Origin of the sequence: Tardiphaga robiniae (genome assembly GCF_001618955.1) — a bacterium.
Taxonomy (GTDB): domain Bacteria; phylum Pseudomonadota; class Alphaproteobacteria; order Rhizobiales; family Xanthobacteraceae; genus Tardiphaga; species Tardiphaga robiniae_A.
The window spans coordinates 268,497-281,605 of record NZ_LVYV01000023.1 but is presented as its reverse complement, the minus strand read 5'-3'; the positions used below and the strand labels follow the sequence as shown (position 1 = coordinate 281,605).

Here is a 13,109-nt window from a genome sequence, read left to right as displayed (position 1 = left end):
CAGCTCACTTGATGGGAGGTTGTGGAAGCACGGCTTCGCCGGGCTCCATCACGAAAGTGTAGTTGAGGCTGAACCATTCGCCAGCGACGTCCGGCGCGGGCGGCGCTCCTTCGCCCTTGCGGAAATCGCCGATCAGCGCGCGCGTCACGCCGAATACGACGTCGCTCTCCAGATGCTCGTCGTCATCGACAAATATCTGCGTGATCAGCGTCTTGAAGCCTGGCTTGAAGGCAAGCACATGCAGATGCGCCGGCCGGAACGGATGCCGACGCTGCGCGGCCAGCATCTCCCCGGTCGGACCATGGGTCGGCACCGGATAGCCAGCAGGCTTGACCGAGCGGAAGGCGAAGCGGCCGTTCGCATCCGTCTCAAACACGCCGCGCAAATTCATGTCAGCCTGACCGGCGTCCTGGTTTTCGTACATTCCCGATGGCGACGCCTGCCAGACATCAACGCTGACACCCGAGAGCGGCGCTCCCAGCGCGTCGGTGATGCGGCAATCGACGAACAGCGGTGCACCGGGCGTCGGCGAACGCAAGATCGAGGCACCATTCTCCACGCGCGGAGCGTTCGCCCGCCAGAACGGCCCGAGTAACGCTGCGGCGGTTTCGCTCGCACCGTCCTGGCCGTTGTTCAACAGGCAAACCAACGTCGAGAGCCCGACTGCATCGCTGAACAACACGCCCTCGTTATGGCTGTCGTTGGTCGCCTGGCCGATGCGGTTCAGGAAATCGATGGCAAACTCGAATTCCGCCTCGGTCAGCCGGACCTCGCGGGCAAATTCGTGCAGATGACGAACGAAGGCGGTCATGACCGTGCGCAGCCGCTCATTGGGTGCAGCGCTCATCGCGGCAAGCACAACGTCGGTCACGTCCTCCTGACGCGTAATGATCATCGACACTCCCTCACATTGCGATTTTTTGGCTGTCCACGCTGCGCAATCGATTGCACGATTAATGCAATCGATTGCGCAAGTCAACTGCAACAGATAGCTTGGAGAACGTGGCAGGGATGACGACAATCAAAGACGTTGCGCGCGAAGTGGGGGTGCACCCATCCACCGTTTCGCGCGCGCTCGACCCTGCCCGCCGCGGACGGATAGGCGAGCCAGTCGTGCGCCGGATTCTGGAAGCAGCGGAGCGGCTGGGTTACCGCCCGGACACGGTGGCCGCGAGTCTGCGCAGCGGCCGTTCGAACATGGTCGGCATCATCGTCCCGGACATCGCGAACCCGGTCTTCTCGCCGATCATCGGCGGTCTCGAAGACGTGCTATCGGCGCGCGGCTACGCGTTGATCGTCGCCGACCCGCAACCGCAACGGACGGGCGCCGACGACATCGTTCAACGGCTCGTGGCGCGCCGCGTGGACGGCCTCGTGCTGGCGAATGTCGCGCTCAAGGATAATTCGATCGAGCGTTGTCTGAGTTGGAAAGTCCCTGTCGTGCTTGTCAATCGCGCGGAAGCTGAGGCGCGTGTGCCTTCGGTGGTCTCGGACGATGTGGCCGGCATGCGGCTCGCGGTTGCGCATCTTCTCGAACTTGGGCATCGCCACATCCTCCACCTCGCCGGCCCGCAAATGCTATCGACCGGATCACTCCGCCGCCGCGGTTTCGTGGAGGCAATGCACGAAGCGGGTTTCACGCCGGCCGACAATGATATCGAAGAAGCTGAAGCATTCACGCGCGAGGCAGGACGCGCCGCCGCACTCAGACTGCTCGCACGACAGCCTGAGGCCACCGCCATCGTCGCAGCCAACGATCTCCTCGCGCTCGGCATCTATGAAGCGTTGCGCGAAACGGGCCGGCGATGTCCGGAAGATCTGTCAGTGATCGGTCACAACGACATGCCGCTGGTGGATCTGGTGGATCCCCCGCTATCCACGATCCGCATCAGCCACCGCGAGATGGGTGAACAGACCGGCCAACTCCTGCTCGACCTGATCGAAGGCGTCCGCGGCGATGCGCCTTATGTCGTCACAGCGCCCCTGCTCGTCGTGCGCCGCTCGACACAGCCACCAAGGATCTCGCGATAAGCCAGCGTTGTATCTGATTAATTGAGCCAACCTGATTCTGGTTTGCCCCCCGCTTTGAACCAAGGGCGGACTCGCATATCGGCAAAAGAACCCCGAGCTTCCTAATCAATTCGGCCCAATCCAGAAGCGGCTACGCCCAAACGATAACAAGCGAACGATCAGACCGGAGCGAGTTGCATGACAGGTCTGACGTCATATGGGATGCATTGAACATTCATCTGCAGTAATTCGGCGCTATTCCACATTCCATATAATGAAGCTGGGCGGTTCCCACGCTAGGGAACCCAAGATGCCTGATGTTTCTCGCCGCGCTCAACTTATTCTGTTGAAAAACGATCTGCACATCATGCGAGGCCGGGCCCAACGCCTGGATCTAAGCGATGTAGCCTTGTTGATCTCAGAAGCTGTTCTGCTGCTCTCCAATCAACCGGAAGTTTCTAAATCTGACCAGCCCCGCGCCTAACTGCACTGTTTGTCATCGGTGCGCTCAGTCGCCAGGACAAACATACTAACAGCCGCTGCGGTCACCAAAAACGGCATAATGATAAGGGCCATTGACGCCTCCTTGTCGAAGTTGATCTTCGAACATGGCGCAGCATCTCTTATGCGGCTCCCTACTTCCCTAAAGCGGATAGTGAACAGAACCATACGGAGAAATTTGGTTGAGAAACGCCAAATTCATGAACGATAAAGTATGCGATCTGCGCGACGTCCAGCGCGCCAAATATCCGCTTTGCGCCAAGAGCGGTAGCCCACCACGTCGACTTCATGCCAGAGCGGCATTCGCCAACGGGTTCCCCCAAAGCAGAGGAGGCGGACATCTCCTGCACTGTCTGCCTCCTCCAGGGATAGCTTAAACCTCCAGCTTGTCCCCACCCTTCAGATCAAGCATCTCGCGCGCTTCATCCGGGGTTGCAATTTCAAGCCCGAGGCCTTCGACGATCTTGCGCGCGAGGGTGACTTGCTCGGCATTCGAGGAGGCCATGCGACCTGGCGCCGCCCACAGCGAGTCTTCCAGACCGACACGGATATTGCCTCCCATCGCCGCAGCCATCGCCGCGATCGGCAGTTGATTGCGACCGGCGCCAAGCACCGACCAGACATACTTGTCGCCGAACAGCCGATCTGCCGTTCGCTTCATGTGCAGCACATCCTCGGGGTGCGCCCCGGTGCCGCCCTGCAGGCCGAACACCGTCTGGATGAACAGCGGCGGCTTTACCAGCCCCTGTTCGAGGAAGTAGGCCAAGTTATAGAGATGCGCCGTGTCGTAGCATTCGAACTCGAAGCGCGTGCCGGTCTCGGCCAGCGTCTTCAGCACATATTCGATGTCCTGAAACGTGTTGCGGAACACGATGTCCTTGTTCTGCAGGTGCTTCAATTCCCAGTCATGTTCGAACTTTTTGAAGCGGTTGAGCATGCCGAAGAAGCCAAAATTCATTGAGCCCATGTTGAGCGAGGCGACTTCCGGCTTGTAGACCGCGGCGGGCCGTACGCGTTCATCCACCGTCATGGTGGGCGCACCGCCGGTGGTCAGATTGATCACCGCATTAGTGCGCTGCTTGATGATCTTCAGAAATGGCGCAAAAGCTTCGGGGCTTTGATCGGGTTGCCCGGTCTTCGGGTTGCGTGCGTGCAGATGCACGATAGCGGCACCCGCTTCCGCCGCGTCGACTGCAGCGTCGGCAATTTCCTGCGGTGTGACCGGTAATGCCTTGGACATCGAGGGCGTATGGATCGCACCCGTCACGGCACAGGTGATAATGACTTTGCGGCTCATGTCAGTCTCCGTCTTGCTGTTGAGAGATCGTGCGGTTCAAGATTTGCTGCCCTGCGCAGCCTTGTGGGCCGCCAGCGCAGCGAGGCGTTCGTTGCGTTGCTGCGTCAGCGCGGCAATCCGGTCGGGCGACGGCTGATGCGGCCAGGCCGCTATTACCCGATCGACATTCGGGCTCTGATAGACCTCGGGCCCTGCCGATGCGGCAGCCAGCTCCTTGTAGAAGCCGGTATAGCGCGCGCAGTAATCGGGGATGCCGCCAGGCGCATTGAGCTCGATGGTTTCCAGCGGGCCGAGGAACGACCAGCGCAGGCCAAGGCCGTCCTTCACGGTGTGGTCGAGATCCTCCGCAGAGACATAACCTTCGCCGACAAGACGAAACGCCTCGGCGAGCAAAGCGCCCTGCAGCCGATTGAGGATAAAACCGTTGATCTCGCGGTTGACGGTGACCGGTACCTGCCCAATCTCGCGATAGATCTCACGCGCGCGGTCGATGGTCTCCTGCGAGGTCCAGGGTGCGCCGCATAGTTCGACCAGCGGCACCAGATGTGGCGGATTGACGGGATGACCGACAAGACATCGCGCGCGCCCCGGAAGCGTTTCCGTGAAGCGAGAGGCGACGATGGCCGAGGTGGATGACGCGAGCAGTGCATCCGGAGGCGCGAGACGGTCGAGTTCGGCGAAGATGGCGATCTTCTGATCGACATTTTCGGGGCCGTTCTCCTGCACGAAGGCAACGTCCTTCACAGCATCGGCCAAGCTCCCTGCAATCGAGATGCGTCCGGCAGCCCCGTCGGGGTCATTGGCAAGCCCATGGCGGGCCAGCGCATGCAGCTCATCGCGAATAAGCTGAGGCGCAGCGTCCAATGTCGGGCGATGCGGATCGGTCAATCGCACGGTCCAACCTGCGCGGGCGAAGATCGTTGCCCAGGCCCGCCCAATCAAGCCAACTCCTACGATCGCAACATGCCGATTGTTTGTTGTCATTTCTGTTCTCACAGCCACAGCACCTTGCGGCGCAGATCGAGATCGTCACGCAGGGCCTTCGACGGTCCCTGATGAATTACCTTGCCCCGTTCCAGCGCCACCGTCGAATCGGACAAAGCCAATGCCAGATCGAGATTATGGTCGACGATGATGATGGCAATTTCCTTGCGGAGCCGGTCAAAGGTTTCAAACAACTGCTCCACGACCGCGGGCGCCAATCCTTCGAACGGCTCATCCAGCAACAAGACGCGGACGTCACCCGACAGTGCACGCGCCACGGCCACCATCTGTTGCTCGCCGCCTGACAGATAATCGGCGGGGCTGTCGAGACGCTCACGAATGCGCGGGAAATAGTCGTAGATGCGCTCGCGGGTCCAATGCACGCCATTGCCAGTCTGCCGCTTGAGACCACCAAGTTCGAGATTCTGCTCGACGGTCATGCCTGCGAACAAGGCGCGTCCCTGCGGTACGTAACCGATGCCGAGTCGCGCGGCTTCCGCAGACGACAGGCCGATCAACTCGCTGCCTGCCAGTTGAATAGAGCCATTCGATGCCGGCGCGATCCCGATCAACGACTTGAGCAAGGTCGACTTACCCGCACCATTGCGCCCGAGCAGTGCGATGATCTCGTTCTCGTGCAGGGTGAAATTGACGTCGTTGAGAATATGGCTCTTGCCATAGAACGTATCAACATTCTTCACCGTCAGCAGCGGCTTCGCCCCCGCTGCGGTCTCGCGCGGACGCGCAGCCACAGCCGTTGTGCCCGACCCGATATAGACCTCCTGCACCTTCGGGCTGGAGCGCGCCTCTTCGACGGAGCCATCCAGCAATACGCGTCCCTCATTCATGACGGTGACGTGGTCGGCCAGCTGGAACACCCGATCGATGTCATGCTCGACCAGCAGAACCGGCAAATCGGTCGAGATGCGCTTGATGATCGCACCGATACGTTCACGTTCGGCAGCAGCGAGGCCTGCAAGCGGTTCGTCAAGCAACAGGACGCGCGGCGCTGTAGCCAGCGCGACGCCCATGTCGAGCAGGCGTTGGCCGCCGTAAGACAGCATGCCTGCCTCTGCCTTCTCGATTCCAGCGAGGCCGAGATAGCGGATCACCGCATCGGTCTCCGCGTTGATTGCGCTAATCGATAGCGCGTTGGTCACGGGATCGAAGCGCCGCGGATGCCGGGCTTGCACCGCGAGGCGGATATTTTCGCCAACACTGAGCGCAGGAAACAGGTTGGTGATCTGGAACGAACGCCCAATGCCGGCGCTTGCAATATCTTCTGGTGTATGGCCGGCGATAGGCATGCCCATCAGCGACACGCTTCCCTGATCCGGCTTGTACATACCCGACAGCAAATTGAACGCCGTGGTCTTGCCGGCACCGTTCGGGCCGATCAGCGCATGCAGCGTGCGATCGGCGATGGCGATATCGACGCCCTGCACGGCCTTGATGCCACCGAAACTTTTCACGATATGGCTGGCAGCGAGTACCGCTCCGTCGACTGACGACTTCGGTCGCAAAAACTCCGGCAGTGGTAGCACTTCGATGCGCCGCGCCGACATTGCCGCGTCTTCTTCCACTTTCTTGCGGAATGGCGCGATCAGCCGCTCGCCCATACCGATTAGGCCGGTAGGCGAGAAGATGATGAAGCCAACGAAAACGAGACCGAACCAGAACAACCAGTTCTCGGAATAGATGCCGAGAAACTCACGAAAAAGAATGAAAAACAGCGCACCGAGCGCCGGCCCGAGGAAACTGCGCATGCCGCCGATCACGACCATGGCCAGAAGCTCGCCAGAGAACGCCACCGAAATGGGATCCGCCGACGTCATACGGTTCTTGTAGAGCAGCAGAATGCCGGCCAGCCCGGTGATGGTAGCCGACAGCACGAAGGCGGCGAGCTTGTAGCGATTGGTGGGATAGCCGAGGAAGCGCGCGCGCTGTTCGTTCTCGCGGATCGCCACCAGCACCGAACCGACCGTGGAATTGTGGAAGCGCCACAGCAGGATCAGCACGAGAAACGCGATCAGCGCCACGAACCAATAATAAGTCGTACCTGCATCGAGGTCGAAGCCAAGCAGTGCCGGCCGGGTGATGCCGCCAAGGCCGTTCTCGCCACCGGTGACGTCGGTCCAGCGGAACGAGACGCTGTAGAGCATGGCCGCGAGCGCCAGCGTCAGCAGCGAGAAATACACGCCGCGGCGGCGCAGGATCAGGTAGCCGAAGGCAGCCGCCGTGATGGCCACCACGACAAGCGCAAGCAGCGTCGGCCCGACGAATGAATTCGGCATCCAGTTGCGCTGGATCAGCGCTGCAGCATAGGCCGCAAGGCCGAACCAGGCGCCATGACCGAACGAGACGAGACCGGTGTGCCCCACCAGGATATTCAGGGCCATGCAGGCCAGTGCAAAGACGACGATCTCCGTCGCCGACGTCACGGTCAATCCGAGCGCCAGCAAGATCGGCGGCAGGATGAGCAAGCCGACGCCCGCGATCAGCAATGGAACGGGAAGACGATTCAACATTGGCATCGCCTTACTCGAACCGCATGATACGTTCGCCGAACAAGCCGCGCGGCCGGAACAGCAGCACCAGAAGCATCAACAAATAGATCGCCGCCGTGGACGCCGCCGAATAGCCGATGCCGACCATGACGCCCTTGACCAATCCGACCAGCAGCGCAGCGATCACCACGCCCCAGAACGAGCCGAGGCCACCGATCACGACCACCACGAAGGCGGGCGTGATGATCTCCTGTCCCATCGCCGGATGGATCGAATAGATCGGCGCCAGCAACACGCCCGCGAGTCCCGCTAGACCAATACCCAGCGCAGCCACCACCGACATGTAAGGTTGTAGCGAGATGCCGAGCGCTCCGACCATGTCAGGATTCTGAACGCCGGCCCGGACCACACGGCCGAATGAGGTCTTCTGCAGCAGCACCCAGAGCCCGACCACACAGGCCACGGCGATGCCGAGCAGCACCACGCGATAGAACGAATAGATGAAGCTTCCGATCGCGACCTGACCGCGCAGCGCTGGCGGGATCGAATACGACAAAGGCGGCGCGCCGAAGATCATACGCAAGGCCTGCTCGGCGACCATCGCGAGCCCGAAAGTCAGCAGCAGCGAGAGAATGGGATCGGACCGATAGAAGCGCCGGAACAACGTCCGCTCGATGACAACACCGAGCAGCGCAACGACAACGGGGGCCACGACGAATGCGCCACCGAAGCCGAGATAGGGCGAAATGACGAGGGTAAGATAGGCGCCGATCGCATAGAACGCGCCATGCGCGAGATTCACGATGCCGCCGAGCGAAAAGATCAGCGACAGGCCGAGCGCAATCAGAAGATAATAGACACCATCAAGCAGTCCGTTGAGGATCTGCTGGGTGAGCAACATGGCGGACATGATATGGGCTCCGCAGTCGCGCGCTGATGCGCATCTGACAGGGGTCGGAAGGACGAGACGAAAGCAACTTCGCGAGCAGAATGTCGGCGTCTCGCCCGAAGGCGAAACGCCGACATTGTTGCTAGCTCGGGAATTTGCAGACGTTCTCTTCCGCGGTGGACGCAATCACTTCGAGCGGTTCATCCGGCCCCGGGACGGCCGGGCTCGATGAGAAGATGTCCCACTGGTTCTTGATCTTGTCAGCAGGCAGCGCCGTCACCGCATACATTTCGTGCATCAGCTGATGATCCGATGCGCGGAAGTAGCCGGGACGTGTCTTCAACAGATCGAACTTCGCGCCCTTCTCGAGATGCTCGATGATCTTCGGCGACTCAGCCGATTTCAACTCGTTGATGCTCTGCGCCACGATCTTGGTGGCGATGTAGTCGCCCCAGGCCTGGTTCTCCGGCGGCTTGTTGTACTTCTTGGTGAAGGCCGCGACGAAGGCCTTGCTGCCGGGCGTATCCAGCAGATGATGCCAGACCACAGGCCAGGTGCCGACGAAATTGCCCTTGCCTGCAGCCCAGGCCAGAGCGGTGTCGAAGCCGAAACCGCCGACCGGGAAAGTCAGACCGAATTCGGCATATTGCTTGAGGAAGTTGGTGATCTGGTTGCCGGCAAGATTGATCACCACGAGATCAGGCTTGGCCTCGCGAATCTTGAGGAGATAGGCAGAAAAGTCCGTGGCGTCGGTGGGCACCAGGTCGTCGCCAGCGAAATTACCGCCATTGGCCTGCATGAAGCGCTTCGACACGCTCAACAGGTCATGCCCGAAAGCGTAGTCCGCCGTGAGCGAATACCACTTCTTGCCCTTCACGAGACCATCGCGCAGGAACGAGCGGCCGACCGTCTTTACATACATCGAGTTCTGCGACTCGACGTGGAACATGTAGCGCTGGCAGTCCTTGCCGCGTAGCGCATCGGAATTGCCGCCGGTGTTGATGAACAGCGTCTTGTTGCGCGTGGCGACCTGCGCGATGGTCAGGCACGATGCCGACGAAATCTCTCCGATGATACAGGCGACCTTGTCGCGCTCGATCATGCGCTCCGCCTTGGTCGAGGCCGTCTGAGGATTGATCGAGTCCTCCTTGAGCAGTTCGACCTTGCGCCCCATCATGCCGCCGGCGGCATTGATCTCTTCAACAGCGAGGTCGATGGCCATCACGCCATATTCGCCGAGCGGGCCGAGAAAGCCGGTACGCGGCGTGAGATGGCCGATGCGGATGACGTCGGAGGTCTGCGCGCTCAGGACCGATGGTGCAGAGAGGCCGGAAGCAAGTGCGAGACCGCCCGCAGTCTTCAGCAGACTGCGGCGCGTGAATTGATTGGTGTTCGACATCAGATTCGTCTCCCTGATACGGCCGCGAGGCGCGGCTGTTTCCCCTCCGGCAGGCGCCGCACTCTTCTGTTGAGAGGGCTTTGTTCGCTTGCCGTGATCTGTGATCACAGTTAGAGTTGCAAAAGACGGGGACTTTGTCGAGTCCCTCCCTGCAATTTCGCGACGATACCCGGAGGCCGCGTTGAACCTGCCGACTGCGCTGAGCCTTGTGGAGCCGCTCGACCGCCAGACGCTGGGGGAGCGTGCTTACGCGCAACTGGCGGATCTGCTCATCTCGGGCAGACTCGCACCGGGAGAAAAGCTGTCGCTGCGCACGGCGGCCGAGGTACTCGGCGTCTCCATCATGCCGGTGCGCGAGGCGGTATCGCGCCTCGTCGCCGACAAGGCACTGGAAGTCGCCGCCAACCGCGCGGTGCGCGTGCCCGTGATGTCGGCGACGCAGTTTCGCGACCTCACCAAGGTGCGGATCGCTATCGAGGGTCATGCCGCAGCAGAGGCAGCGCGACTACGTGGCGACAGCAATCTCGCTTCCATCGCTATCGCAGAAGCGGCCATGCGCGCAGAAAGCGAAGTGAGGGCGCCCGATTTGCCGCGCGCGGTCGAACTCAACAAGACGTTTCATTTCGCCGTCTACGAGGCCGCGCAATCGCCGATCCTGGTCGAGATCATCCGTGCGCTCTGGCTGAAGGCCGGCCCCGTCATCAATCTCGATCTGCGCGGCAATCCCGATCGTCTAGCCAAGGGCGAAGCGATCCGCTTTCACGCCGATGCCCGCAAGGCCATCGAGACTGGCGATACAGACGCCGCCAAGACGGCGATCGCCGCCGACATCACCAGCGCAGCCAACTTCATCCTCTCGCGCGGCGGCCTCTCCGCCTAGATCTCACAGAGTCTCCGGAGCCATCATGGATCTCAACATCAAGGGTTTGCGCGTCCTCGTTACTGCCGGCGCCAATGGCATAGGTCTCGCCATCGCCCGCGCCTTTGCCGGTGAAGGCGCCAAGGTTCATGTCTGCGATGTGGATCAGGACGCCCTTGCCGCGCTCGCGAAAAGCGATCCAGCGATCACGCAGACCCATTGCGACGTTGCCAACCGTGCTTCAGTTCAGAATGTGTTCGATGAGGGTGTGGCCAAACTCGGCGGCCTCGATGTCCTCGTCAACAATGCCGGTATTGCAGGCCCGACCGCCAAGGTCGAGGAGATGCATCCCGATGACTGGGACCGTTGCCTGAACATCTGCCTGACCGGCCAGTTCAACTGCACGCGCCTCGCCGTACCGCTGCTGCGCCAGAGCAGCAACGGCTCCATCGTCAACCTGTCCTCGGCGGCAGGCCGCGTGGGCTTCGCTATGCGCTCGCCCTATGCTGCAGCGAAATGGGGCGTCATCGGCTTCACGAAATCGCTCTCCATCGAGCTCGGCCCCGACAACATCCGCGTCAACGCGATCCTGCCCGGCCTCGTCGCCGGCGATCGCCAGCGCCGCGTGCTCGAAGCCAAGGCGCAGCAGCGCGGCATTTCCTTTGCGGAGATGGAGAAAACGGCGTTCTCCTATACGTCAATCAAGGACTACGTCACACCGGAACAGATCGCCGACCAGATCCTGTTCCTGGCCAGCCCACGCGGACGCACGATCTCGGGCCAGGCTATTTCGATCTGCGGCGACACCCAAATGCTAGGCTAGCGGTCGATGCTCAAGACTCGAACAAGCCACTGACGCGCACTGAATGCCCGCATTCTTCCGATGAATTAGTACACAGACGTCAGCTTGGCTGGACCCGCAGCTTCTGCAGACCGTTTAAGTCCTGGGCGCGTCTTCTGTATTGGTCTGACCGACTGCTGATCACGCAGAGTGTCCGCATGGCGCATGTTAAGCTCTATGAATATCGCCGCGATCATCATCGCGACGATAGCGGCTATAGTCACCGCGGCTTTTGAGACAAGCTAGCTGTTGCGCTGTCGGTCGTACTCGCGAAGGAATGTCAGACCGTGCACCGTCAAACGGTGGTGATCTTTCTCGCCGCTGACCGCCAGTTCGTCGAGGTGCATGGAAAGCTTTTGCCGAACCCCGGGCGACTCGGAATGACCTGAGAGCGCCCCGTAAATGTCGAGGGCGCGATCGACGGCCTGGATGTTCATGGCTGGCCTTTGTGATGGCAGAGGCCATCTGTATCCGACGCGCGGTGCGGCGGTTGTCCAATGTAAAGCTCGCCAGCGCCAAATGTTCCAGACTTTCTCAAACACCGGCAGATCCCGGCCGCCGAAGCAACCGGGCATCTGTGTCACATCTGGGCTTCAGCTTCGACGTTGACGACCGACTTTGCCAGACTGGTCAGCGCAGCGTCCGTAGCTTTCTCTTCCTTCAGAGTCGCGTCGAGCAACGAGGCCGCATCCGACATACCCAGTTCTTGCGCCCATGTACGAAGCGTGCCGTAGCGAGACATCTCGTAATGCTCCACCGCCTGAGCGACTGCCAGGAGGCCGGCATCGAGCGCGGGCATGCCCTTGTACTCGGTCATGATCTCGGTACCCTCCTTCGTGATGCCCATGATGGCCGCACAGGTCTTGGCGACGGGCTTCTTGCCGGCAATCTTGAACACGCTCTCAAGGCGCTTGATCTGACCTGCGGTTTCCTTCTGATGTTTCAGGAAGGCCGCTTTCAGACCCTTGTCGTGAGCGGCCTTCGCCATCTTCGGCAGGGTTGCGAAGATCTTCTTCTCGGCGAAATACACATCCTTGAGGGTGTCGTGGAAAAGGTCGGCGAGCAGCTTGGGCTTTTTGGCCATGAGGTTTCTCCAATAAAAAGCCCCCGCTGATGCAGGGGCCTCGCATTCTTTGGTTGAGGTTATTCACGCCCGACAAGTCGCCGTAAGGATTTATGTTCCAGCAGGCGAGGAAAGACCTCGAATGTCAGCCTTTGCCTGCCCAGGCCGGGCGTTCCCCTAGCCATGGCGGCAGCGCCTCCCACTCGGCAGATCTCATCCGGCGCTCCTCGCCGCCAACATTGATGAAAACAAACGGTGCATCTTCCTGCCCTGTCTTGGAGCCGGCGAACATCGCCGGTGTACCGTACGCATCTCGAATAGCCGTCTTGATCGACATATTTTCCTCGATCTGTGAGCTTGCGATGTCATGACTCTGACGCATCATCACTGCGTCAGCAGGCGCGCAGTTTGATAACTGCTGGAAAGTCCCGCACTAGCACGACAGAATCTACACTACTTCTTTCTGACCGCGCCCAGCGCCGGCATGATCTTGGGACCGCCGCCTTTGAGGCTCTCTGCAGCAGCGATCGTCTTGACCGGCACCTTCTTCGGTTTCTTGGTTTCGCGATTTCCCTTGGCCATATCGTACTCCCGCTGTGTGAGCCCGAGCGTTACCACGACCGGCACTGAAAGACCGATTTATTATCACCGTTCTCTCGCTGACCTCCCACCGACTTGTTCCACCTCCCAGCCCTCGAAGATACTAATGGCTATTCGCGAAGAAAGAGCGCACCCTGCGCTTGCGCGCATTGATGACCC

General features: G+C 60.6%; 14 protein-coding genes. 4 read left to right on the top strand and 10 right to left on the bottom strand.

The features are described from left to right. Positions 1-4: 4 nt before the first annotated feature. Positions 5-895 carry a dioxygenase gene (locus A4A58_RS18905; protein WP_068734889.1) on the bottom strand — a complete coding sequence of 297 codons (891 nt, stop codon included), beginning with the start codon at positions 893-895 and terminating at the stop codon, positions 5-7. A gap of 71 nt (positions 896-966) precedes the next feature. On the opposite strand from A4A58_RS18905, the gene A4A58_RS18900 reads away from it, so the two are divergent. Together A4A58_RS18900 and A4A58_RS30835 are read left to right on the top strand one after the other, a co-directional pair. Continuing rightward, a complete protein-coding gene (locus A4A58_RS18900; protein ID WP_283804900.1) occupies positions 967-2,031 on the top strand; it encodes a LacI family DNA-binding transcriptional regulator in 1,065 nt (354 codons plus the stop codon). A gap of 289 nt (positions 2,032-2,320) precedes the next feature. Further along, positions 2,321-2,494 carry a hypothetical protein gene (locus A4A58_RS30835; protein WP_158005707.1) on the top strand — a complete coding sequence of 58 codons (174 nt, stop codon included), beginning with the start codon at positions 2,321-2,323 and terminating at the stop codon, positions 2,492-2,494. A 390-nt stretch (positions 2,495-2,884) separates the two neighbouring features. Here A4A58_RS30835 and A4A58_RS18885 read toward each other — a convergent pair whose 3' ends face one another. The 5 genes from A4A58_RS18885 to A4A58_RS18865 all read right to left on the bottom strand — a co-directional run bounded on the left by A4A58_RS18885 (position 2,885) and on the right by A4A58_RS18865 (position 9,587). Continuing rightward, positions 2,885-3,808 (bottom strand): 3-keto-5-aminohexanoate cleavage protein, encoded by a 924-nt coding sequence (locus A4A58_RS18885; protein ID WP_068734883.1) that lies wholly within the window; start codon positions 3,806-3,808, stop codon positions 2,885-2,887. Between the two features lie 36 nt (positions 3,809-3,844). Continuing rightward, complete coding sequence (locus A4A58_RS18880) at positions 3,845-4,792, bottom strand: 3-hydroxyacyl-CoA dehydrogenase (protein ID WP_068734881.1); 948 nt, start codon at positions 4,790-4,792, stop codon at positions 3,845-3,847. Between the two features lie 8 nt (positions 4,793-4,800). Further along, positions 4,801-7,320, bottom strand: coding sequence for a branched-chain amino acid ABC transporter ATP-binding protein/permease (locus A4A58_RS18875; protein ID WP_081421952.1), 2,520 nt, complete (start codon positions 7,318-7,320; stop codon positions 4,801-4,803). 10 nt (positions 7,321-7,330) lie between these two features. Continuing rightward, positions 7,331-8,209, bottom strand: coding sequence for a branched-chain amino acid ABC transporter permease (locus A4A58_RS18870; protein WP_068734877.1), 879 nt, complete (start codon positions 8,207-8,209; stop codon positions 7,331-7,333). A 121-nt stretch (positions 8,210-8,330) separates the two neighbouring features. Beyond that, entirely contained in the window at positions 8,331-9,587 is a 1,257-nt protein-coding gene (locus tag A4A58_RS18865) for an ABC transporter substrate-binding protein (RefSeq protein ID WP_068734875.1), read from the bottom strand. Positions 9,588-9,768: 181 nt separating this feature from the next. On the opposite strand from A4A58_RS18865, the gene A4A58_RS18860 reads away from it, so the two are divergent. Together A4A58_RS18860 and A4A58_RS18855 are read left to right on the top strand one after the other, a co-directional pair. Beyond that, positions 9,769-10,467 carry a GntR family transcriptional regulator gene (locus tag A4A58_RS18860; RefSeq protein ID WP_068734874.1) on the top strand — a complete coding sequence of 233 codons (699 nt, stop codon included), beginning with the start codon at positions 9,769-9,771 and terminating at the stop codon, positions 10,465-10,467. A 25-nt stretch (positions 10,468-10,492) separates the two neighbouring features. After that, entirely contained in the window at positions 10,493-11,269 is a 777-nt protein-coding gene (locus A4A58_RS18855) for an SDR family oxidoreductase (RefSeq protein ID WP_068734872.1), read from the top strand. 260 nt (positions 11,270-11,529) lie between these two features. Here A4A58_RS18855 and A4A58_RS18850 read toward each other — a convergent pair whose 3' ends face one another. The 4 genes from A4A58_RS18850 to A4A58_RS31680 all read right to left on the bottom strand — a co-directional run bounded on the left by A4A58_RS18850 (position 11,530) and on the right by A4A58_RS31680 (position 12,932). After that, a complete protein-coding gene (locus A4A58_RS18850) occupies positions 11,530-11,724 on the bottom strand; it encodes a hypothetical protein (protein ID WP_068734870.1) in 195 nt (64 codons plus the stop codon). Positions 11,725-11,867: 143 nt separating this feature from the next. Further along, entirely contained in the window at positions 11,868-12,371 is a 504-nt protein-coding gene (locus A4A58_RS18845) for a ferritin-like domain-containing protein (RefSeq protein WP_068734868.1), read from the bottom strand. Positions 12,372-12,495: 124 nt separating this feature from the next. After that, positions 12,496-12,687: a hypothetical protein gene (locus tag A4A58_RS18840; RefSeq protein WP_068735371.1), complete on the bottom strand. Its 192-nt coding sequence runs from the start codon at positions 12,685-12,687 to the stop codon at positions 12,496-12,498. A 116-nt stretch (positions 12,688-12,803) separates the two neighbouring features. Further along, complete coding sequence (locus A4A58_RS31680; protein ID WP_256461248.1) at positions 12,804-12,932, bottom strand: hypothetical protein; 129 nt, start codon at positions 12,930-12,932, stop codon at positions 12,804-12,806. Between the last annotated feature and the right edge of the window lie 177 nt (positions 12,933-13,109).

What these genes read in the sequence shown, in the direction of transcription:
- A4A58_RS18905 (WP_068734889.1), bottom strand. Translation starts at nt 895, where the DNA reads ATGATCATTACGCGTCAGGAGGACGTGACCGACGTTGTGCTTGCCGCG.
- A4A58_RS30835 (WP_158005707.1), top strand. Translation starts at nt 2,321, where the DNA reads ATGCCTGATGTTTCTCGCCGCGCTCAACTTATTCTGTTGAAAAACGAT.
- A4A58_RS18885 (WP_068734883.1), bottom strand. Translation starts at nt 3,808, where the DNA reads ATGAGCCGCAAAGTCATTATCACCTGTGCCGTGACGGGTGCGATCCAT.
- A4A58_RS18880 (WP_068734881.1), bottom strand. Translation starts at nt 4,792, where the DNA reads ATGACAACAAACAATCGGCATGTTGCGATCGTAGGAGTTGGCTTGATT.
- A4A58_RS18875 (WP_081421952.1), bottom strand. Translation starts at nt 7,320, where the DNA reads ATGTTGAATCGTCTTCCCGTTCCATTGCTGATCGCGGGCGTCGGCTTG.
- A4A58_RS18870 (WP_068734877.1), bottom strand. Translation starts at nt 8,209, where the DNA reads ATGTCCGCCATGTTGCTCACCCAGCAGATCCTCAACGGACTGCTTGAT.
- A4A58_RS18865 (WP_068734875.1), bottom strand. Translation starts at nt 9,587, where the DNA reads ATGTCGAACACCAATCAATTCACGCGCCGCAGTCTGCTGAAGACTGCG.
- A4A58_RS18855 (WP_068734872.1), top strand. Translation starts at nt 10,493, where the DNA reads ATGGATCTCAACATCAAGGGTTTGCGCGTCCTCGTTACTGCCGGCGCC.
- A4A58_RS18850 (WP_068734870.1), bottom strand. Translation starts at nt 11,724, where the DNA reads ATGAACATCCAGGCCGTCGATCGCGCCCTCGACATTTACGGGGCGCTC.
- A4A58_RS18845 (WP_068734868.1), bottom strand. Translation starts at nt 12,371, where the DNA reads ATGGCCAAAAAGCCCAAGCTGCTCGCCGACCTTTTCCACGACACCCTC.
- A4A58_RS18840 (WP_068735371.1), bottom strand. Translation starts at nt 12,687, where the DNA reads ATGTCGATCAAGACGGCTATTCGAGATGCGTACGGTACACCGGCGATG.
- A4A58_RS31680 (WP_256461248.1), bottom strand. Translation starts at nt 12,932, where the DNA reads ATGGCCAAGGGAAATCGCGAAACCAAGAAACCGAAGAAGGTGCCGGTC.